Annotated in this window: 19 protein-coding genes and 2 pseudogenes; 10 read left to right on the top strand and 11 right to left on the bottom strand. The window is 68.7% G+C overall.

All coding sequences use genetic code 11. The annotated features are described in order from the left end of the window. Nucleotides 1-439 precede the first annotated feature (439 nt). The gene (locus G9272_RS43620) at nt 440-913 is read left to right on the top strand and encodes an NADPH-dependent FMN reductase (protein ID WP_253268135.1); all 474 of its coding nucleotides are present in this window, start codon (nt 440-442) and stop codon (nt 911-913) included. Further along, nucleotides 906-1,034: a hypothetical protein gene (locus G9272_RS46025; RefSeq protein WP_301272169.1), complete on the top strand. Its 129-nt coding sequence runs from the start codon at nt 906-908 to the stop codon at nt 1,032-1,034. The genes G9272_RS43620 and G9272_RS46025 overlap by 8 nt, the downstream gene beginning before the upstream one ends. Before the next feature lie 83 nt (nt 1,035-1,117). Here G9272_RS46025 and G9272_RS43625 read toward each other — a convergent pair whose 3' ends face one another. Next, entirely contained in the window at nt 1,118-2,152 is a 1,035-nt protein-coding gene (locus G9272_RS43625; protein WP_171401698.1) for a LacI family DNA-binding transcriptional regulator, read from the bottom strand. 182 nt (nt 2,153-2,334) lie between these two features. Between G9272_RS43625 and G9272_RS43630 the strand changes: the two genes are divergently transcribed. Further along, on the top strand, nt 2,335-3,114 hold the full coding sequence (locus tag G9272_RS43630; RefSeq protein ID WP_171401699.1) for a fumarylacetoacetate hydrolase family protein: 780 nt from the start codon (nt 2,335-2,337) through the stop codon (nt 3,112-3,114). Nucleotides 3,115-3,285: 171 nt separating this feature from the next. Here G9272_RS43630 and G9272_RS43635 read toward each other — a convergent pair whose 3' ends face one another. Next, nucleotides 3,286-4,554: an MFS transporter gene (locus tag G9272_RS43635; RefSeq protein ID WP_171401700.1), complete on the bottom strand. Its 1,269-nt coding sequence runs from the start codon at nt 4,552-4,554 to the stop codon at nt 3,286-3,288. 690 nt (nt 4,555-5,244) lie between these two features. Here G9272_RS43635 and G9272_RS43640 point away from each other — a divergent pair. From G9272_RS43640 to G9272_RS43650, 3 genes are all read left to right on the top strand, one after another. Continuing rightward, complete coding sequence (locus G9272_RS43640) at nt 5,245-6,249, top strand: C-terminal binding protein (protein WP_171401701.1); 1,005 nt, start codon at nt 5,245-5,247, stop codon at nt 6,247-6,249. Further along, nucleotides 6,246-7,298, top strand: coding sequence for a phosphotransferase family protein (locus tag G9272_RS43645; protein ID WP_171401702.1), 1,053 nt, complete (start codon nt 6,246-6,248; stop codon nt 7,296-7,298). Before G9272_RS43640 ends, G9272_RS43645 begins: the two co-directional genes overlap by 4 nt. A gap of 66 nt (nt 7,299-7,364) precedes the next feature. Further along, nucleotides 7,365-7,895, top strand: coding sequence for a cupin domain-containing protein (locus tag G9272_RS43650; protein ID WP_171401703.1), 531 nt, complete (start codon nt 7,365-7,367; stop codon nt 7,893-7,895). Between the two features lie 954 nt (nt 7,896-8,849). Here G9272_RS43650 and G9272_RS43655 read toward each other — a convergent pair. After that, entirely contained in the window at nt 8,850-9,077 is a 228-nt protein-coding gene (locus G9272_RS43655) for a DUF5133 domain-containing protein (protein WP_171401704.1), read from the bottom strand. 326 nt (nt 9,078-9,403) lie between these two features. Between G9272_RS43655 and G9272_RS43660 the strand changes: the two genes are divergently transcribed. Then, a complete protein-coding gene (locus G9272_RS43660) occupies nt 9,404-9,760 on the top strand; it encodes an ANTAR domain-containing protein (protein WP_171401705.1) in 357 nt (118 codons plus the stop codon). Between the two features lie 5 nt (nt 9,761-9,765). Here G9272_RS43660 and G9272_RS43665 read toward each other — a convergent pair whose 3' ends face one another. Beyond that, complete coding sequence (locus G9272_RS43665) at nt 9,766-10,134, bottom strand: STAS domain-containing protein (protein ID WP_171401706.1); 369 nt, start codon at nt 10,132-10,134, stop codon at nt 9,766-9,768. 158 nt (nt 10,135-10,292) lie between these two features. On the opposite strand from G9272_RS43665, the gene G9272_RS43670 reads away from it, so the two are divergent. Continuing rightward, nucleotides 10,293-10,781, top strand: coding sequence for an ATP-binding protein (locus G9272_RS43670; protein WP_171401707.1), 489 nt, complete (start codon nt 10,293-10,295; stop codon nt 10,779-10,781). Nucleotides 10,782-10,949: 168 nt separating this feature from the next. Further along, nucleotides 10,950-12,368 (top strand): serine/threonine-protein kinase, encoded by a 1,419-nt coding sequence (locus tag G9272_RS43675; RefSeq protein WP_253268136.1) that lies wholly within the window; start codon nt 10,950-10,952, stop codon nt 12,366-12,368. A 519-nt stretch (nt 12,369-12,887) separates the two neighbouring features. Here the strand turns inward: G9272_RS43675 and G9272_RS43680 are convergent. Beyond that, a complete protein-coding gene (locus G9272_RS43680; protein ID WP_171401709.1) occupies nt 12,888-13,649 on the bottom strand; it encodes an SDR family oxidoreductase in 762 nt (253 codons plus the stop codon). A 187-nt stretch (nt 13,650-13,836) separates the two neighbouring features. Between G9272_RS43680 and G9272_RS43685 the strand changes: the two genes are divergently transcribed. Further along, complete coding sequence (locus tag G9272_RS43685) at nt 13,837-14,709, top strand: helix-turn-helix transcriptional regulator (protein ID WP_171401710.1); 873 nt, start codon at nt 13,837-13,839, stop codon at nt 14,707-14,709. Between the two features lie 141 nt (nt 14,710-14,850). Here G9272_RS43685 and G9272_RS43690 read toward each other — a convergent pair. From G9272_RS43690 to G9272_RS43715, 6 genes and pseudogenes are all read right to left on the bottom strand, one after another. After that, nucleotides 14,851-15,233: pseudogene (locus G9272_RS43690) on the bottom strand (MmcQ/YjbR family DNA-binding protein). A 65-nt stretch (nt 15,234-15,298) separates the two neighbouring features. After that, on the bottom strand, nt 15,299-16,219 hold the full coding sequence (locus G9272_RS43695; RefSeq protein WP_171401711.1) for an SDR family oxidoreductase: 921 nt from the start codon (nt 16,217-16,219) through the stop codon (nt 15,299-15,301). 292 nt (nt 16,220-16,511) lie between these two features. Further along, a complete protein-coding gene (locus G9272_RS43700) occupies nt 16,512-16,991 on the bottom strand; it encodes a MarR family winged helix-turn-helix transcriptional regulator (protein WP_171401712.1) in 480 nt (159 codons plus the stop codon). 394 nt (nt 16,992-17,385) lie between these two features. Beyond that, the gene (locus G9272_RS43705) at nt 17,386-17,805 is read right to left on the bottom strand and encodes a hypothetical protein (RefSeq protein WP_171401713.1); all 420 of its coding nucleotides are present in this window, start codon (nt 17,803-17,805) and stop codon (nt 17,386-17,388) included. A 247-nt stretch (nt 17,806-18,052) separates the two neighbouring features. Beyond that, a pseudogene (locus tag G9272_RS45785) lies at nt 18,053-18,436 on the bottom strand (transposase); the annotation flags it as partial. A 762-nt stretch (nt 18,437-19,198) separates the two neighbouring features. Then, nucleotides 19,199-19,492: a DUF1330 domain-containing protein gene (locus tag G9272_RS43715; protein ID WP_171401715.1), complete on the bottom strand. Its 294-nt coding sequence runs from the start codon at nt 19,490-19,492 to the stop codon at nt 19,199-19,201. Nucleotides 19,493-19,514 lie beyond the last annotated feature (22 nt).

Raw genomic sequence — 19,514 nt, forward strand, 5'->3', positions numbered from 1 at the left:
TTTCGGAGTTCGGACGATCAAGGTGATGAGCGGTGTTCGCGCCCGTTGCCGGAGTCGAACGGCCCGCAGCGGGAGGCGTACGGAAGGGGTGCTCGCCCATGAACGGGTGCGGACCGCCTCCGAGGGGCGGCGCCCATATCGGCGGGGCGGTGACGAGGCGCGAGCGAGATGGAGATTGACGTGCTCGGCCGTGCCCCGATCGTGCTAACGATAGCGCAATCGTGCGAAGCGAAGGCGACTCTGTCAAGGGGGTGGACCGTATCCATACCCTGCGGTTCTGCCGACTTGTCGCCGCCGTGAACGCCAATGCTATCGTTCGCATTACCCGGTGATGCCGCACCAAGATCTCCGGCGGACCCGCGTTCTCCTGGACGGACGGACAGCGCAGGCGGCGTGGGTCCGCCGGACCGGGTCCCGGCCGATGGGAAGGGTGCCCGACATGACAGCCCAGCCCTCCGTGTCGCCGATGACTCTCACCACCGTTGTGGCCAGCACGCGCCCCGGGCGGGTCGGCAGATCCGTCGCTGACTGGTTCACTCTCCGGGCCGCGGAGTACGACCAATTCGAGTCGCGCACCGTCGACCTGTATGAACTGGCACTTCCCTTCTTCGACGAGCCGTATCCCCCGGCCCTGCGGCAGTACACCGAGAGCCACACCCGCGCATGGAGCCGGGTCGTCGACGCGTCGGACGCGTTCGTCTTCGTCACCCCGGAGTACAACGGCAGTTTCCCCGCCCCGTTGAAGAACGCGTGGGACTACCTCGTCGTCGAGTGGCAGCACAAGCCGGCCGCGTTCGTTCAGCTACGGGGGCGTCTCGGCGGGCACCCGGGCGGTGCAGATGGCCAAGCAGGTCGTGGCGAACCTCAGGATGCCGCCGATCGGACCGACCGTGAGCATCCCGTTCGTGGGTGAACTGGTCGAGGGTGGCAATTTCAGGCCGGGCAAGATCCACGAGACCGCAGCCGAGCAGGTCCTCGACGAACTCGTGCGCACCGCCCGCGTCATGCGGCAGCTGGGCAGCGGAACGTACTGACCTGGTGCCGTACGTGTGAGGGCGCCCGGAGCTCCTCGCTCCGGGCGCCCTCACACATACGGGCGGGTGAGACCGCCCCTGGCTCAGGCGGACCCTGCGACGGGGTCTCTTCCGTCCGGTGGTGCCGTGCTGCCGCGCAGGACCAGCGACCCGGGGGAGACCGACGTGTACGGGCCGTCGTTGCCCGGCTCGGTCTTGAGCCGACGCAACAGCCACAGCGCGCAGCCGGTGGCCATCTCCTGGATCGGCAGACCGATCGTGGTGAGTCCGGGGCCCCACCAGGAGAATCCCGGCTCGTCCCCGAACCCGACCACGGACAGTTCCCCGGGTACTTTCACGCCCTGCTCGGACAACTCCTCCAGGACGCCCAGGGTGAGCTGGATCGATCCCAGCACGAGCGCGGTCGGCGCGTCCGAGCCCGTCAGCAGTCGGCGCACCGCCTGGCGGCCGTGGTCCATGGACGCCGGCGGTCCCAGCTCTGTGCGCCCGGCACCGTCCGGCAGGCCGCCTTCGCCGAGGGCGCTGCGGAAGCCGCGCAGACGCTCCGCGCCCGTGGGCAGCTCCGTGGGGCCGCCCACATATGCGATATGCGTGTGTCCCTGCGACACCAGGTGGGCCGTACCCCGGTGCAGCGCCTCGTGGTCGTCCACACCGAACCACTGGGAACCGAGTGACGGGTGGCGGCGCAGCAGCTGAAGGTGCGGTACGGCCTTGAGCAGTTTGACCGACTCGCTGTGCGGGCGGGCGCTGGGAACGATGATGACGCCGGCCACCCGGTTGGCCGACAGCTCGCGAAGGTGGCGCAGCTCCACCATCCGGTCGTCGTCGGTCTCCGAGAGCATCAGCTGAAAACCCTCGGCCGCCATGTTCTTGGACAGCTCGTGCGCGATGGTCGAGTAGAAGCTGTTGCGGATGTCCGGGATCACCAGCGCGACCACGTTGCTGGAGGCGCCGCGCATCATCCGCGCGGCCCGGTTGCCGACGTATCCCATCTCCGAAGCGGTCTGGCGGACGCGGAACTTGGTCTCCTCGCTGATGCGCGGGTCGTCGGAGAGCGCCCGGCCGACCGTCGAGACGGAGACTCCGAGGCGTTCGGCGATGTCCCTGGTCGTGACCACTGAGAGCCCCCTCGAGCTGACTGATCCCATTGCCGTCACTTTCCGTGTGCCAACGATAGCGCTCTCGCTGCGCACCACGGCCGGGGCGTCGAGACGGCGGGCTGATCGACCCCTTCATGCTAACGTTAGCACTGTGGATGTGTCGTGCAGTCACCCGTGGCTGCCTAGTTGCGGAGGGGCCCGTGCGAATCGTCAGGTATGCCGTCGGCGGCGAGCGTCACTACGGAGAATTCACTGCGGATGACACCGGGATCGCGAGATTCGAGGGCGATCCCTTCACCGGGCTGTCCCCTGTGGGTCGCATCGACGACGTGGGCGATGTGACGGTTCTCCCACCGCTTGAGTCGCCCCGGATTTTCGGGTTCGCCTACAACTACGCCTCCCACATCGTGGAGACCGACCGTAAGGTCCCGGAAGTTCCCGTGTGTTTCATGAAGCCGAGTACCGCGGTCATCGGACCGGACGAAGCCATTGTCTATCCGGCGGATGGTGAACTGATCCATTTCGAAGGCGAGTTGGTCGTGGTCATCGGCAAGCAAGCCCGGCGTGTGAGGTCCTCCGAAGCCCATGAATACATTCTCGGCTATACGTGCGGAAATGATGTCAGCGATCGCATCGTGCAGCGTAAGGAAAGCGCGTTCGGAACCCTTCTGATCGGCAAGGGGCAGGACACGTTCGCACCCCTCGGGCCGGTCATCTCGACCGGACTCGACCCGTCGGGACTGGCTCTGACGACCCGTGTGAACGGGGCCGTCGCCCAGTCGGCGAGCACGGCGGACCTGCTGCTCGCCGTCCCCGACCTGGTCAGTTACCTCAGCCGCTATCTGACGCTGCTGCCCGGAGACGTGATCATGACCGGCACGCCGGCCGGTGTCGGGCCGATCCGGCCCGGCGACGAGGTCGAGGTGGAGATCGAGGGCATCGGGGTGCTGCGCAACCCGGTCGTGGCCGAGAGTCCCTGACTCCGGCCGTCCGCCGGGCGACATCCACGGGGCCTGCCCACCGCCGAGCGGTGGGCAGGCCCCGTGGATGTCGGTGGTGTGCCACCGTTTGCTGCTGGTGACGCGTCGCTGTGTGGCACAGGCCTGGTGCCCTGTGCCACACAGCGACGCGTGTGCGGTCGAGCGGGTTCGCTAGCGGACCGCGTTGTTGAACTGCGCGGTGCGGACGAATGCCAGGGCGCCGACGCCCAGCAGCGGCAGGAGCGTCACCTGGAGCAGTCCGGCCCGGCTCCAGCCGAAGGAGTCCACCAGGGCGGCGAAGAGCAGGCCCGAGAACGCCGCAGGACCGTAGTAGCTGGTGACGAAGAGTCCGGAGGCGCGTCCGATCTGCCCGGGGTGGACGGCCCGCTGCATCGCGCTGTTGGTGTTGGGGTAGATGAAGCCCAGTCCGAAGGCGCCCATGAGGAAGGCGAACACGCACTGCACGCCGACACCGGCCTGCGTCTCGTAGATGCACACGCTGATGACGGAGACGGCCAGCAGGCTCACGATCAGCAGGCTGCGCTGGTTGATGCGGTCGCCGAGCCAGCCGCCGAACACGGCCGTCATGCCGCCGAAGCCGAGGAAGCTCATGGACAGCGCGGCCTGTCCGGCGGTGTAGTGCAGCGAAGTGACGAGGTATGTCGGGTAGAGGCCGAGGAAGCCGTAGATGGCCACACCGCTGACGACCGAGTGGACGGCCAGCGCGATGGTGTTTCGGTTGTAAGCGGAGGCCGGCATGTGCTCGTAGGTCGTGGTCGAGACGACCTTCTCGGCGGAGTGCTCGGTCAGGCCGGATTTCACGAGGAACAGGGAAGCGGCGGCGATCAGCAGCCCGGCCGTGCCGAACAGGTAGAAGGGCGAGTGCCAGGTGCCGTGCGTACTCATGAGATGGACGCCGATGAGCGGGGCGATGAACACGCCGATCGAGTAGCCCACGCCGATGACGCCGAAGGCGAGGCCGCGCCGGTGGGCGAAGAACGCGCCGATCGCCGCGAAGATGGCGGCAGACTGCATGCCTTCGCCGAAGCCGGAGATGACCCGGTACAGCGTCATGTCGGCGAAGCCGGTCGCCAGCGGTGTGGCCATCGTGCCGAGGGAGTAGATCACGATGCTGACCAGCAGCACGGTCTTGCGGCGGAAGCGGTCCAGGAGGTAGCCCGCGGGCAGGCCGGCCAGGGCCATGCCGAGGGTGAAGTTCGTCGCCAGCAGCCCACCCTGCTCCAGGGAGAACCCGTACTCTGCGCGGATGTTCGGCAGCAGGGGCGGGAACACCTGTCGGTCCATCGCGTTGACCATGTAGGAGAGGACCACCAGCAGAAAGCCCACCCCGATCATGACGCGGGAAATGGGGGCGCGGCTGCTTTCCTGCGGTTCGTCGGCGGGCACCGTGCTGGTGTCGACTTGCGCTGCGTGAGTCATAGCGGCTCCTGAGAGGGAATGGGCCACGGCAGGCCGCGGCGGATCATCGCCGTACAGGCGATGACGAGAAGCGGTGAGCTGAACACGGACTCGAGGCGGCGACAGCGATGCCGTCGTCGGCCGGCGGAATGGGGCGCAAGCTGCCGCGCGGTCGGACACCGCATGCGGAATTCAGCCGTATATCGCCCGTCGGGACATCCGTGGCTATGGCGTCTTCGACAGCCGGACCCCGTGCGGACACTTATCAGTCACACGGTCGGCGCTGGCAGAACCATGAAGGGGAAGCCTCAGGCGCGTCAAGATGTAAACACCGGATTTCTTTGTACTCCTCGATTTCCCCTGGTAGCTGGGGCCTCCGGCTCTGGCTTGCCCCTGGCCGGGGCGCTCGGCGATCGGGTGTGTGCCGAACTCTTGACGTCGCGAAGGCCCTCAATGCTATCGTTAGCATCACGTGGCTGTGACAATGTGCTTCGACATGCCCCGGAATCTCGCGACCCGTTCCTGGGGCTACTGCGGCGCCGCACCGACCACAAGTCGGCAAGCGCCTGCGATTCCCGATCCCGACCCGGGCCCAGCGACCCCTTCCATCCCGCCCTGCCGGGTGGTGATTCAGACCCGCTCATCCGGTGCGGCCAGGCGTGACGTCTGGCCGCCCGCGGCGGCCGCACGATTCAGCGAGGACGACCTGCCATGAAACCACCGAGCCGCTCCGGCACCGTGCTGCTCACCGACTACGCGTGGCCCGACGACTCCGTCGAGCGATCGGTCATCGAAGAGGCCGGCCACACCCTTGTCACCGGACCTGCCGATCCCGCCCCCACCGAGGAGATCGAGGAACTGGTGGCCGAGCACCGGCCCGCCGGCATCCTCACCTGCTGGGCCCCCGTCTCCGCCACCGCGATCGGCAGCTCGCCGGACCTGCGGATCGTGGCCAGGCTCGGCGTGGGACTCGACAACATCGCCGTCGACACCGCCACCGAGCGCGGCGTGTGGGTCACCAACGTGCCGGACTACTGTGTCGAGGAGGTCTCCGACCACGCCGTCGCCATGGTCCTGGCCTGGACGCGCGGTCTGGCCGTGGCCGACCGGGAGGTCCGCGCCGGCCGTTGGAACCCCGCCGGGGCCCGCCTGCGCCGACTGTCCGCGCTGACCTGCGGGGTCGTCGGATACGGGCGCATCGGACGCGCCACCGCCCGCAAGCTCGGCGCGTTCGGCTGCCGAGTCCTGGCCCATGACCCGTACCCACCGAGGGACGCCCAGGAGGTGGAGATGGTGGGCCTGGAGGAACTGCTGCGCCGCAGCAACGTGGTGATCCTCCACGTGCCGCTCACCCCCGCCACACATCACCTCATCGACGCCGGAAAGCTGGCGTCGATGCGGCCCGGCGGGCTGCTGGTCAACGTCAGCCGGGGCGGCCTGGTGGACACCGACGCCGTCGTCAAGGCGCTCGCGACCGGGCACCTGGACGGAGCCGCCTTCGACGTACTGGAATCCGAGCCGCACGTCCCCACCGGACTGCTTCAGCAGCCGGGCGCGCTGCTCACCCCGCACATCGCCTTCTCCTCCGACGCCTCGGTCACCGAACTGCGCCGCCGCGCGGCCGAAGAGGTCGTGCGGATCCTGGCGGACGAGCCTCCGGCCCATGCCTGCAACACCCCCCATGGTCTGCCCACCCGGCCAGGAGACCCACGATGAGCCAGACCCCCACGGAGGCGAACCCGGAACCCGCGCTGACCGACTTCCTCACTGCGCACCAGCTCGCCCGAGCCGGCGAAGCGGCACGCTGGACGCCACTGACCGGCGGCGTCTCGTCCGACCTGTGGCGAGTGGACCTGCCGGGCCGCTCCCTCTGCGTCAAACGTGCCCTGGCCAAGCTGAAGGTCGCCGCCGACTGGCAGGCGCCGGTGTCGCGCAACGCCTACGAATGGGCGTGGATGCGCTTCGCGTCCCGGCACCGCCCGGACAGCGTGCCCGAACTGCTGGCGCACGACCCCGGTGCCGGCCTCTTCGCAATGGCGTTCCTGCCCCCCGAGCGGTACCCGATGTGGAAGGCACAACTGCTGCGCGGCGAGGTGCGGGTGGCGACCGCCGCGGCCGTCGGAGAACTGCTCGGCCGTCTCCACGCGGCGAGCGCGGGAGAAGCGGCCCTCGCCGCGGAGTTCGCCACCGACGACAACTTCCACGCCCTGCGCATCGAGCCCTACCTGCTCGCGACCGCTGCCGCGCACCCCGACCTGCGCGACATCCTCGACGCCCTCGCCGACCGTACGGCGGACACACACCTCGCTCTGGTGCACGGCGACGTCAGCCCCAAGAACATCCTCGTCGGCCCGTCCGGGCCCGTACTGCTGGACGCCGAGTGCGCCTGGTACGGAGACCCGGCCTTCGACCTGTCCTTCTGCGTCAACCATCTGCTGCTCAAGAGCCTGGTGGTGCCGGAGCGCCGGGAGGATCTCCTTCGCTCGGCCCGGGTGCTGGCCGAGGAATACGGCCGGTGCGTCGACTGGGAGCCCCGGCCGGCCCTGGAGTCACGGGCCGCGTCACTGTTGCCGGCGCTCCTGCTCGCGCGCGTGGACGGCAAGTCCCCGGTCGAGTACCTCACGGACGAACGGCACCGACTGTTCCTACGCACCGTGGCATCGGCCCTGCTCCGCGCGCCCGCCGCCACGGTGGCAGACGTCCTGGACGCCTGGGCGACGGCACTCGGGGCCCCGACCGGGGCCGGCCGCGGCCGACCCGACTGACCTACCGACCCGACCGACGCCCCACCGACCGACTGGTTGGACGGAACGACCGAGGAGAGACGAATCATGCGCAGAGTCGTCACGGGCCATGACGAGAGCGGCCGGTCGGTCATCGTAAGCGACGGCCCCGTCCCACGCAGCCGGGAGTTCACCAGCCTGCCGGGCTGGGTGTCCCGACTGCCCTGGGCCACCGAACCCGGCGAGCCCATCAGTCGGAGCGGAGAGGACCCGACGCCGAAGGTCACCAGCCTGCTCCCGGCACCCGGCGGCACACGGTTCGTGGTCCTGACCTTCCCGCCGGACAGCGCGATGGCCGACCCGGCGTTCGACCCCGTCGCCTTCGACCGCGAGCAGCGGGCCGATTCACCGGGCATCGCGGACCTCATGGAACCCGACGGCATGCACACGACGCCGACGGTGGACTACGGCATCGTGCTCCAGGGCGAGATCGTCCTCGAACTCGACGACGGCCGCTGTACACAGCTCTCGGCAGGAGACCTCGTGATCCAGAACGGCACCCGGCACGGCTGGCGCAACCGCAGCGACCAGCCCGTCACGATGGCCTTTGTCCTGGTCGGCACGGAAAGTGACGGCTGAAACGCTGCTGGGCCGCCATCGAAATGCTGGTGTCGCCCGCCTCATGGGCCATGTCTTCCGGGTGAAGCGTGAGGACCGAGAGCTCCCGGGGCGCTGGAACCCGAGAAGCTGACGCAGGTCCTCACCTCATGGCTGCCTTGAACGAAGACGTCGTGCCTCTGATCCGTCGGCCGGTCAGCTCAGGTCGTCCGGCGCGGAGCAGGCGTGTAGTCCCCGATGGGCTGCCCGCAGTAGTCCAGATTCCGGTGGTTGCCAGCCCCCAGGTGTTCCAGAACGGCTGTCTGCATCGGGGTGGTGGGGGTGAGGCGGAGGGCTGTCCGACGGTCCGCAGGCGATTGGCCGAAGACGTGTTCCAGGGCGTCCCGATCGCTGGGTGTGAGGCCCGCCTTGTCTGCCGGGCCGCCTTGTCTGCCGGGCCTGGGCCGTTGTGGTTGATCTGTTATCAGTGCAAGCACGACCAGGACGCGCTCCAGCCGGCGGATGCGTGGCCGGAGATCGGCAGGATCTGCGTGGCGAAGATACTCGGCGTAGAGGCCGTGGCGCCGCTGACCGCGCGGCGCCGGCGTCACGGTCGTTCGCGCATCCTGGGAACGTCGTGCGGCTGGCCAAGCCGAAACCGCGCACCAGTCGGTACATCAGGCGCCCCAGCGAAATCCTGGTCGGCCTCCGCCTTCTTTCGTGCACGAAGGGTACCTGCCACACTTTTTGTGCAGTGCTGATGCCGTGTACGTATCCCCGTGACGGCATCAGCACTCGCCTCGCGATACAGGGGAGTGCCTTGCCGGTCACCAGTCCCGTCTGGATCGGATAGCCACCTCTGACAACGTCCCCTGGCATTGCAGCGACACTGCTGGCGAATCTGGTCGGCGGCCAGCATTTGGGTGCCCCGCAGCTGAGGGATCGGGACCGGCCCCTGCTCAATAACTGGCAGGGCCGAGGCGGGGAGCGCGTTGGTCAGGCGGGGAGGAGGGAGTCGTCCTCGGTGCGGACTCCGGGCAGTTGGTGGCGTGCGGCGATGAGGGCGGCGTCGATGTCGCGGGTACCGGTCGATACACACCGGGGGTAGGCGACGTCGTCCATCCGCCGGTGGGCCTCCTCGCTGCCGTTCTCGGCGTGCAGGACGCGCAGGGTCTCGTACTGCTCGATGAGGTTCCTCAGTACGGCCGGGTGCGCCATGAGCATCGGGAGCCTCCCAGGTCGCCACTTTTCGCATGGGTCATACACGCACCCGTCTGCCCCAGGTCCTGGCGGCCATTCCCCCGTCTTCGGCGGGCAGCCGGGACCACGTCCGGGGCGGTTGTTGGCGGTACGGAGCGGGAGTGGGAGCGGTCGTGCGGGCGACTCGGTGGGTGAGGGGTTGGGGCGACAGCCGGGCTCTTCGTCGACGACGTACGGGGAAGAGCCCGCCCACCCTTCATGTGATCTTCTTACCAGCGTCGGGCGTGTCTTGCCGTTGCGGTCCGGGGCAGGCGTACGGGAAATGTCCGCCCCCGTATGGAGTTCCGGCCATGACGACCTCGTCCCGTGTACCGCGGCACCTGCCCGACGACGGCACGCGCAACGCCGCGGTGGCCGGCTGTCTGGAGCAGGAGAATGCGCAGCTGCGGCACGCGGTTTTTTCCCACGCGACGGTCGACCAGGCCCTCGGTGTCCTCATAGCGGTCCACCGGATTGCGCCGGCCATCGGGTTCGAGGTGCTGCGTGAGGTGTCCCAGCACACCAACATCAAGCTGCACACGGTCGCCGAGATGGTGATCGGCTGGGCGCTGGGGCAGCAGCCGCTGCCGGAGCTGGTGGGCCATGAGCTGGGTGAGGCCGTGCAGCGCCGCTCGCGGCACGACGATGCCCCGGACCCGCCTCAGTAGGACCCTCAGGGGTTGAGGGCCTGCTCGAGGGTGGTGTGGCAGGTGATGACGGCGTCGATGCCGACCAGCTGGAGGACATGGAGGACGGGTTTCTGTGCGGCGGCGATGCGCAGCCATCCCTCAGTGCTGCTGACGGCTTGGTGGGCGGTGACGAAGACGTTGATGCCGCTGGAGTCCATGAAGGTCACGCCGCTGAGGTCCACCACGATCCGCGACGCCTGTGCCACGCCGTCCTCTGGGAGCAGGGCGTTGCTGAAGGCGTTTTTGACGTCGTGGTCGATCTCGCCCTGCACGGTGACGACGCGCACGCCGTCGACCGTGCGGTGTGCGACGGAGAACCGGTCGGGCCGGTCCGCTTGCTCGATGCCGCTCACCGTCTCCTCGAATGCGCTTGGGCCTGCCCCGGGACGGGGCGTGCACGGACGATTCTGCCCCACCTCCAACACCCCATGCCCCCGGATGGCCACGACGAATAACATGGCTCAGACATGTAGGACGGGATCGGGGGTAGTGGCGCGCTCGTGAAGAGTGAATGAGGGCGCGCCCAGAGGCATCCCATAACGGCGGCTACGGCTGTCCGGCGCCGGATGAGTACCTGATCCGCGCCGGCTACGCCCTCGGTGGTGGCGACGGCTGCATCGCCGACGCCCGCCGGCACGCCCTTGCCTTCCTCGACCAGGCCGCAGCCGACTATCCCCTGTCGGTGCCCGCCCCCACGAGGGACCTGACCCAGCTGGTGGTCAGCGAGCTGGTCACCAACGCCTGCAAATACGCCCCCGGCCCGGTCCTGGTGGAACTGCGCATCAACACCTACGCCGTGGACGTCGTCGTGTGGGACAGCGACCCCACCGTTCCCGCGGCCCGGGCCGCCGACCCCGGCCGGATCGGCCAGCACGGCCTGGAGATCGTCAAAGCTGTCGCGAAGGACCTCGTCGTCGAGCAGCAGCCGGTCGGCAAACGCATCACCGCCCGCATCCCCCTGCTCGGCCCGTCGGCAGCGAGCCCGGGGCCCTCCGTCTGACGGGCGGAGGCAGGGTGGCCGGGGTGATCCGCCCCGGCCGGCCTGAGGCGGTGCCGCAGGGGAGGTGCCATGGGTAGTCCGGTGCCGTGCGGGTACCCGCGGCCGGAAGCCCGCCGCCGGCGGCGGGCGCACGCCGGAAGCGTCCGTCAGAAAAGTGGGAGAAAAACATTGGGGTTCCGCGAGTCGGGTTTCGCACTGGCTTCTCGGTGCTCCGCCCGGATACTGGCCGGCCGGTACCGCCTGGACGCGCTCATCGGTTCGGGTGGTGCCGCGGACGTCCATCGTGGCTTTGACTTGAGACTGCGTCGGCCGGTGGCCGTCAAACTCTTCCGGCCCGACACCGGGTTCGACACAGAGGAAGCCTTCCTGAGCGAGGCCATGATTCTGGCCCGGTTGCAGCATCCCGGACTGGTGACCGCCTATGACGCGGGACGGCACGACGGTGACGCATATCTGGTCATGCAACTGATCGAAGGCCACACCCTCAAGGCGCGTATCGCCGAGGGCCCTCTGTCTCCCGGCGCCACCGCCAGGGTCGGCGCCGGTCTCGCCGATGCCCTGGCCCACGCGCACGAGGCGGGAATCGTCCACCGCGACGTCAAGCCGTCCAATGTCATCCTGGACGCATCCGGTCATGCCCATCTCACCGACTTCGGTATATCCCGGCTGCTCGACACCACCACATGCACCGCCACCGGCACCCTCATCGGCACGGCGGCCTATCTCTCGCCCGAACAGGTCCTGGGCCGGCCCGTCGGCCGGCCGGCCGACGTCTACGCCCTGGGGCTGGTACTCCTCGAATGCCTCACCGGCAGGCTCGAATACGACGGCGGTCCCCTGGAAGCGGCGATAGCGCGGCTTCACCGCGCCCCCCGCCTCCCGGACTTCCTCCCCACGGAACTCGCCGCCCTGCTGCGGGACATGACCGCCCTGGACGAGCAGACACGCCCCACGGCACCCCACTGCGCCCGGACACTGACCGCCCTGTCCACCCTGTCCACCGGCACGGACCGCACAGACCTCACGCCCCGCCTGCCCGCAGCCCGTGTCACGAGCATCGCTGCGGGCCGGCAGCCTGCCGATGGCACCACCGGTACCCGCAGGAAGCCGCTGCCCGCCCCGGAGCAGCCCCTAGCCGAAGCGGCCCCCCGAGCCGCTTCGGCACCTGCTCGCACCCGGAGCCGCTTCCTGATGGCCGGGGCAACTGCCGCACTAGCCGCCGCCATAGCCGCCACCCTCGCCGTAGCTGACGGTTCCTCGCAGCACGGCGCTGACAGCAAGGCTGCCCGCCCCGCCGACGGTCCGGCCGCGACCTCCCCTTCCCCCGGCACCCCAGAAGACGGCAACGGCACCCCCGTCACACCGGCGCCACAGCCGTCCGCCGGCCACACCAGTTCCGCCCCCGCACACAGCGTCCGCCCGGTACCGGGAAACCTCACCGCGACACCGGGCACCGCCGCCGACACCACCGTGAGCCCCGGGACCAAGGCCGTGAGCGGACCGCCCGGTCAAGCAAAGAAGGAGGCGACCACAGGTCAGGACAACGCACAGAGCGCAAAAAAGGCGACGAAGAACAAGAAGCGGTAACTGCCCACCGGCGCCCCCCCCGCAGGGATGCTCCCCGGAGGAGCTGTACGCTCCGGCGGCCGGGTATTTGTTTGAGTGCACCGTGTTGGTCGGCTTGAAGTACGGCAGTACACAGGCCGGAGCCGATCCGGCCGCCCGGTCGTCGCAGCGCGGCGCGCTCTTCTGCACCGATGTACCTCTTGTGGTGTACGCCATACAGCTTTGACCTGCGCCTGAGTGCTGGTCATGCGCCCACTGGACGGCGGGCTCAGTGTCCAGTCGTGCAGACGCGACTCCATCCGCTGTTGACACTTGCCGATGAACCGGTGGTGATCGCGCCTACGGATCGTGACCCGTGCCCACACTTGTACCTGCTGCGGGCCGGCTATGCCCCACCTGCTCGCCCCCAGAGACGCCTGCCGCTGAAACGTCGCCGCCCGGCAGAGCGGGGCCGTTCGGGTGACGGGGTTCGTGTCCAGGACGCGTGGCTGCTCACTCGCCGCCGGGGGGATGATCCATGCGGCCCTGGGAGGAAGGGGGTCAGCCTTCGCGGCTGGGGAGCATGGCCAGGGCCTGGGAACGCTGTGCGACGAGGTCGTCATAGGTGCCGTCGCGCTCGGCCCAGCGGTGCATGAGGACCCCCTTCACCAGGATTTCGCGGGGGGTGGGGTCCTCTGAAAGCAGTTGCATGACCTCGGTGGCGAAGTCGTCGAGCGGCAGCGCGTGCGGGTTGACCTTTTCCTGGCCTGCTGTGGCGACGGCCGGCGGGACGAGTTCGACGACGCTGACGCCGGTGTCGTCGAGTTGCGCGCGCAGTGCCTCGGAGTAGGCGTGCACCGCGGCCTTCGAGGCGGCATAGGTGGGCATGGGCGGGAAAGGCAGGAAGGCGATGCCGGAGGTGACGGTGATGAAGGTGCCGGCGCCCCGCCGGACCAGGTGCGGGGTGAAGGCGTCGATCACCCGGATGGTGCCCACCAGGTTGGTGTCGATCGTCTTCTCTGCCGCCTCGAAGTGCGCGGGGTCGCGCAGGTCCTCCAGGAGCATGACGCCCGGCATCGTCACCACGGTGTCCAGCTCGGGGTACCGGGCGAGCACAGTGTCACGGGCAGATGTGACGGAGGCACTGTCGGTGACATCGATGCTGATCGTGCCGAAGCCCTCTTCGGCGAGTTCCGATAGTGCCTCCGGGCTGCGGCCGCCAACGGCCACGGTGCTGCCCGCTGCGGCGAACCGGCGGGCCAGCTCTCGCCCGATACCGGAGGTCCCGCCGACGATGAGAACGGTGCGGTTGGAGAGATCCACGAGATCTTCCTTCAGTCCAGGACGCCGACGGCGTTCAGGCCCGCGGCGCATTCAGTGATGTTCTCTGTCCTTTGTGAACAGTGCTACCGCAGTCTTGGCGGCATCCGCGGGGTGCAACAGTGCCCCCGTCTTCCCTGGTCCTGCCAGGGCCCCCTCTGAGTCCCGCACACCGCATTACGGTGTCGGTATGAAGGATGAGGAATCCGGCAACCGGCTCGGCAGCTACCTGCGCGCCCGGCGCGAGCTGATCTCACCGGCACAGGCAGGAATCCCGCCCGGCGGCAACCGCCGCGTGCCCGGCCTGCGCCGTGAGGAAGTCGCCCTGCTCGCCGGAATCAGCCCCGACTACTACCTGCGACTGGAACGCGGCCGCGACAAGAACCCCTCACCTCAGGTCCTCGAAGCACTCGCGCGTGTCCTGCGCCTCGACGACGTCGAGCGGACGTATCTGCTCGGCCTCACGGCAGCACGCCCCAGGGCTCCGCGCCGCAAGCGACCCGAGCACGTACCGGCACGGGTGCACCAGCTCCTCGCCCACCTTCAGATTCCCGCGTTCGTCGAAGGGCGTGCGTTCGATGTCCTGACCTCCAACCCCATGGCCGTCGCGCTCTCCCCGCGCCTGCGGCCCGGCCAGAACCGGCTTCGTTCCCTCTTCCTCGATCCCGAGGAACAAGCCTTTCACCAGGACTGGGCCAAAGCCGCCGCCAGCTTCATCGCCGCTCTTCGCACCACCATCGGGGACGACATCGACAACCCCCGGTTTGTGGAACTCGTCGGAGAGCTCGCACTGTCCAGTCAGCGGTTCCGCACCCTGTGGGCCCGACACGATGTCCGCAACCTCGACGGAGGCACCACCACCGTCCACCACCCCATCGTCGGTGATCTGCGGCTCCACCGCGACAAACTCCCCATTGACGACGTCATCCTCGTTGTCTACTACCCCGACAAGGACAGCGACAGCGACGAGAAGCTGCAACTCCTTGCCGCACTCGCACAGACCGAACCCGCCGACACAGCACACAGCAGTCCGGCAGACGCCCCGCACCCGAAAACACCCTGACGAACACCGGCCTCCCGGCAGTACAGCCAGAACGGCCGGGCCACGATGTCCGCCATCCGCGGACCGCCTCGGCGCCCGGTCAGTAGTCGTCGGTGGGGGCCGCCTTGCGGGCGGTGGCCTGAAGGCGGTCACCGGCCGCGCTCACCGGCCCGCCCGCGTGCCGGTGCCGTAGGTGTGCGGGTCGACGGGCTGCTCGGCCTTGGGCAGGTGGGAGACGACGAGCAGGTAGGAGTCGGTGACGAGTTCCCTGACGAGCTCCTCGTCGACGCCTGTCCCGCCCTCCAGCGTGATCCAGTGCTTCTTGTTCATGTGGTAGCCGGGGGTGATGTGGCTGTTGTGTTCCCGGAGAGCCTGGGCCTCGCCGGGGTCCGCCTTGAGGATCACGACGGGGCGCCCGGGGACGTCGGTCATCAGCATGAACACCTTGCCGCGTACCTTGTAGACCTCCCAGTCGGGGCCGAAGGGGTGCTCCAGCTTGGCTCGGGAAGTTCCTCCGCGCACTCGGCGGCGAACGTCTGGTCCAGGAGGGGTAGGCCCGAGGCGTCCTGGTCAGGCCGCCTCGGGCGGCGAGGGGCGGGACGCGGGCCTGTCACCGGTGCTGTGCGGTGCGCAGCTCGTCGGTGAACCGGGCGAGGACGTCCTTGGCCGTGGGGACGGGGCCGAACAGCTGCTCCTGGCGGCGGGAGTCGGCGACGTAGCGTCCGGTCTCGAACCAGCCGAACATCGCGGCCATGTCCTTGACGACCGGATAGAAGCGGCCGACGACGGCTCCTACGGCGCGGACGACGACGGAGGGGACGGCCCACACCTTGATCTTCTTTCCGGCCCGGTGGCCCATCACGTCGGCCACCTCGCGCATGCTGACCGGACGGTCCCAACCGATGTCGATCCGCTCACCGGCCTCGGCCTCGGCGTCGACCGCGGCCGCCAGGTACGCCGCGAGATCGGAGGTGCGGACGAAGGTCAGCGGAACGGTGGCCTTGGACATCCAGATCAGGCGGCCCTTGTCGAGCGGGTTGCCCGCCATGGTCGCGACCTGGTCGAGGAAGGCCCCCGGACGCAGGGCGACGAACGGGACGCCGAGCTGTTCGAGTTTGTCTTCGGCGAGCTTCTTGTGCCAGAAGTGCGGGACTTGGGGCGTCTGGTCGCTGGTGAGGATGCTGGTCAGGACGAACCGCCGGATGCCGGTGCGGTGGGCGGCCTCGGCGAGGTTGGCGTTGCCGATGGTGTCGATGTCGTTGGCGTTCTTGCCGCCGCGGGTGTAGCCGGCGGCGGTGGTGATGACGGCGTCGGCGCCGTTCATGGCGGCCACGAGCGAGTCGACGTCGAGCATGTCGCCGCGGGCGATCTGAACGCCCCGGCTTTCGAGCCGGCTGGCGTCGCTGGCCGGCCTCACCAGGGCGCGGACGTTCTTGCCGCGCCCCAGGAGTTCGTCGACGACCTTGCTCCCCAGGGAGCCGGTCGCCCCGACGACGAGGACCGGGAGAGTGGTTGAGTCGGTGGCAGGCATAGGGGTTTCACTTTCCGTCAGGTCGTCAGCGAGGGGTTTGGTGGGCGGGGCGGGAGTGGCCGCAGACGTAGGCGTCTGAGTGCTGGGCGGGCGAGTGGAGGCGGGCCGTGGGGGAGGATCCGCAGTGCGCCTCGCCGCCGGAACGTGCCGCGTCCGAAGGCAGCCGGAACGGGGTGGGTGAATGGCCGGCCTGGAGGTGGTCGCGTGGCCTGCGGGACGGTGTGCCCCCGGTTCGCATGCGCCTTTTCACGTGTGGTGTGGCGTATGGGGGTCTGGGGTGCACACCGGGGAGTCAGGCGGACTCTTCTTCCGGCAGCGCGCGGCTGCTGATCGCCTCGGTGATGGCGTACGCGGTCTCGACGAAGGACTCCGCCTGCTGCTCCGACAGATTCCGGGCAGTGGTCTCCTCCAGGGCCTGCCACAGGGCCGCGATGGGCTCGCGCATCGCCCGCCCCTTGTCAGTGAGGTGGACCACCATGACGCGCCGGTCATGTGCGGCCGGCTCGCGGATGACCAGGCCGGCGTCCTGCATGCGGCGTAGTGCCTTGGAGATGGTGGAGTGGTCCACGCCGAGGCATTCGAGCAGCTCGGACTGGGACTGGCCGTCCCGGTCGAAAAGGTGCATCAGCACCAGTTCCTGTCCGGGATGCAGGTCCATCTCGCGCAGCAGGGCGGCGGCGAAGGCGCGGTGGGCGCGGGCGAGTTGGAAGATCGCGTAGCTCATCGGTCCTGCGTCAGCCGTCGTGGGGATGTGGAATTCGGGGGTGGGCATGGTTCGGTTCCTCAGCCAGTGGGGGTGGGGTAGTCGGTGTAGCAGGCCGCTCCGCCGCCTGGGGAGGCGGCGGGCAGCCGTGCTCAGGCGACGGTCAGGACCGCGCTTGCCCCGCACGTGCCCGGCGTCGCTGACCTGCTGGGCGGTGGCCGCTTGGTCGAGCGGGCAGGTGGTGACGGTGGTGACGGTGGTGACGAGCTTGCCGGCTCTGGGAGCTTGCGACTCAAGCCGCTCACTGTGCGGGGAGTCGGACGATCGCCTGGCTGCACGGCTTCCGCCGGCTGCGGATCCGCGGGGGAACGACGCGACGACATCCAGGAAGCCTTGCTCGGCCTCGCCACCTGCCTCATCACCCACCGCCACGTCCAACGCCCAGCTCCGTGAGATGTCCTTGTCAGGACCTCTTGAGCCAGCGTTGCAGCGCCTCGGGCACGTTCGTTGGATGTGAGCTGAAACTCAACCGGATGTCGGGCTGGAGGTCGATGAGCACGTTGACGATCCGTTCGAACAGGACGGTGTACTCCGGGACATTCTTGATGCCGCCGCCGATGAGCACCACCCCGAACGAGTGCCCGTCGAACAGTCGGCGCAGCTCGGCCTCAGCCTCGTCGGGGTCCAGGCTGACATAGCCCGCCTCGCCGTCGACACCTGTGGCCTGAAGCGCAGCCCAGCTGCGCTTCCTCATGGCGACCAGCTCCTCGAGCGTCTCAACCCCCGGGGGAAAATCGTCCGGCGAAAGCGCATCAGGGGTGATGCCGAGGGTCAGCACGCGTTGATTGATCGGAGGCTTCACTTGAGAGTTCTTGTGGGACATGAGGTCGCTCCTCCAAGGCAATACGGCCCCTCTGATGGCACACCCATGGGGTCTCCTCAGTTCTGTGGGGGAAGTTCAAGAGAAAATGTGGCTGGCCACATGAATAACGTAGCACCAATCATGTGGCCAGCCAAGTATTCGCGGACGTGGGGGCGAAGGTAGCCACCTCGGCTCGCTTCGGGGTGCGGCGACCACTTGCGTGGCCGGCCAGGCAAACGTGCGCGGCGACCGCCAGGGTGTGCCCGTATCGCTCGGCCGTGGCCTTCTCCAGGGCGGTGAGGACGTCCTGGTCCAGGTGGATACCAGCGGGGTCGTGGTGAGCGCGCGGTGGTGGAGTCGATGCTGACCAGGGATAGGTCCACCTCGCCCCGCTTCACCGCTTCCGCGATCTGGCCCTCGAGCAGGGCCTCGAAGACGCCCGTGTCACGCCGCTGCCGGAAACGGTTGTGCACAGTGGACCAGGCGCCGAACTCCTGCGGCACCTCCCGCCACTGCCTGCCGGTCTTGAACCGCCAGATCGCGCCTCGAACTGCTGTCGCAGCCGCTCCGGGTACGGGCCGTACTCTCCGATCGGCAGGGACGGCTCGATGAACTCCCATTCCTTGTCAGTCAGTTGCGCTCGCGTATGCAAGGAGATCTACCGGTGCTGGCTCCGCCGCGAGGGCGATTCCCGCAGATGGATCACGGCCCGATATGCGCGATCAGCCGAGACCACGATGGGCGGCCCACAACGCCCCGGCACGGCTGGCAGCGTCGGAGACCAGGGCCGCCAGTTCGGGCTTCGGTCCTCCACAGAGGAGGTCATCGAACCGCGGCGCCGCCCTGCCTGCCGCCTCTGCATGGCCCGGCGGCACGTCCACGGGCTCGTCGTCCGCAGCACCCCGCACCACGAAGGTGTCTGCCACCGGCACAGCCGATGGCTCCTCGGAGCAGAGCAACACGATCTGACGCTGCTGCCCGAGGGTTCTGCGGGCCAACCTCCGGAACCACCGGATCGTCCGCCGGGGCGCCCATCCCTTCACCGAGCCGGCCTTCATCGACGCCCGCGACTGCCTGACCGGGTGGTTCACCGGTGAGCAGAGCGGAGAGCCTCTTCGGCAGAGGTGGAACCGCCGACTCGAAGTGCTGGGCGAGGACCCGTTCGGTGATCCCCACCGCGCCTCCGAGCCCCGAATCGAAGTGGCCACCCACCCTGAAGTCATCGTGCTCACCGGCCTGCTCACCTCCCCGTACTTGCGCGACCACCCCCAACTGCCTGCGGAAGCACGCCGTTTTGGCGTTGCTCAGACCCAGCTCGGGCCGGGACTGGTCCGGAAACTGCCACCTTCACTGCGAATCCTGGAGCAGGGCGTCTCACCACCCTGACTTCAGTGAAGATCCGACTGGACCTCGGTCAGTCGATGCCTTCGACGATGCGGAAGTCGCGCTCGACGCCGTCGGAGAGGGCGACCAGCGCCTCCTGGTAGGCCGCACTCTCGTGCGCCGCGACGGCCTGCTCGAAGCTGTCGAACTCGATCAGGACGGTGCGCTCGGCGATTCCGGCGTCATGCGCCACGACCCGACCGCCACGGGCGAGGACCCGACCGCCCCCGGCCTTGACGGCCGGAGCGGCCAGCTTGTTGTAAGCAGCCAGCTTCTCAGGGTCTGAAATGGTGCGGTAGGCGCTGACCCAGTAGCCCTTGGGCATGGAACCTCCAGTGTTGGGATGA

This window comes from Streptomyces asoensis (assembly GCF_013085465.1).
GTDB lineage: Bacteria > Actinomycetota > Actinomycetes > Streptomycetales > Streptomycetaceae > Streptomyces > Streptomyces cacaoi_A.

Excerpts from the sequence above, each read along its gene's own strand:
- G9272_RS43670 (WP_171401707.1), top strand. The coding sequence starts at position 10,293 with ATGAGGGCGCGCCCAGAGGCATCCCATAACGGCGGCTACGGCTGTCCG.
- G9272_RS43645 (WP_171401702.1), top strand. The coding sequence starts at position 6,246 with ATGAGCCAGACCCCCACGGAGGCGAACCCGGAACCCGCGCTGACCGAC.
- G9272_RS43695 (WP_171401711.1), bottom strand. The coding sequence starts at position 16,219 with ATGCCTGCCACCGACTCAACCACTCTCCCGGTCCTCGTCGTCGGGGCG.
- G9272_RS43705 (WP_171401713.1), bottom strand. The coding sequence starts at position 17,805 with ATGTCCCACAAGAACTCTCAAGTGAAGCCTCCGATCAATCAACGCGTG.
- G9272_RS43620 (WP_253268135.1), top strand. The coding sequence starts at position 440 with ATGACAGCCCAGCCCTCCGTGTCGCCGATGACTCTCACCACCGTTGTG.
- G9272_RS43685 (WP_171401710.1), top strand. The coding sequence starts at position 13,837 with ATGAAGGATGAGGAATCCGGCAACCGGCTCGGCAGCTACCTGCGCGCC.
- G9272_RS43655 (WP_171401704.1), bottom strand. The coding sequence starts at position 9,077 with ATGCTCATGGCGCACCCGGCCGTACTGAGGAACCTCATCGAGCAGTAC.
- G9272_RS43650 (WP_171401703.1), top strand. The coding sequence starts at position 7,365 with ATGCGCAGAGTCGTCACGGGCCATGACGAGAGCGGCCGGTCGGTCATC.
- G9272_RS43700 (WP_171401712.1), bottom strand. The coding sequence starts at position 16,991 with ATGCCCACCCCCGAATTCCACATCCCCACGACGGCTGACGCAGGACCG.
- G9272_RS43715 (WP_171401715.1), bottom strand. The coding sequence starts at position 19,492 with ATGCCCAAGGGCTACTGGGTCAGCGCCTACCGCACCATTTCAGACCCT.
- G9272_RS43635 (WP_171401700.1), bottom strand. The coding sequence starts at position 4,554 with ATGACTCACGCAGCGCAAGTCGACACCAGCACGGTGCCCGCCGACGAA.
- G9272_RS43660 (WP_171401705.1), top strand. The coding sequence starts at position 9,404 with ATGACGACCTCGTCCCGTGTACCGCGGCACCTGCCCGACGACGGCACG.
- G9272_RS43640 (WP_171401701.1), top strand. The coding sequence starts at position 5,245 with ATGAAACCACCGAGCCGCTCCGGCACCGTGCTGCTCACCGACTACGCG.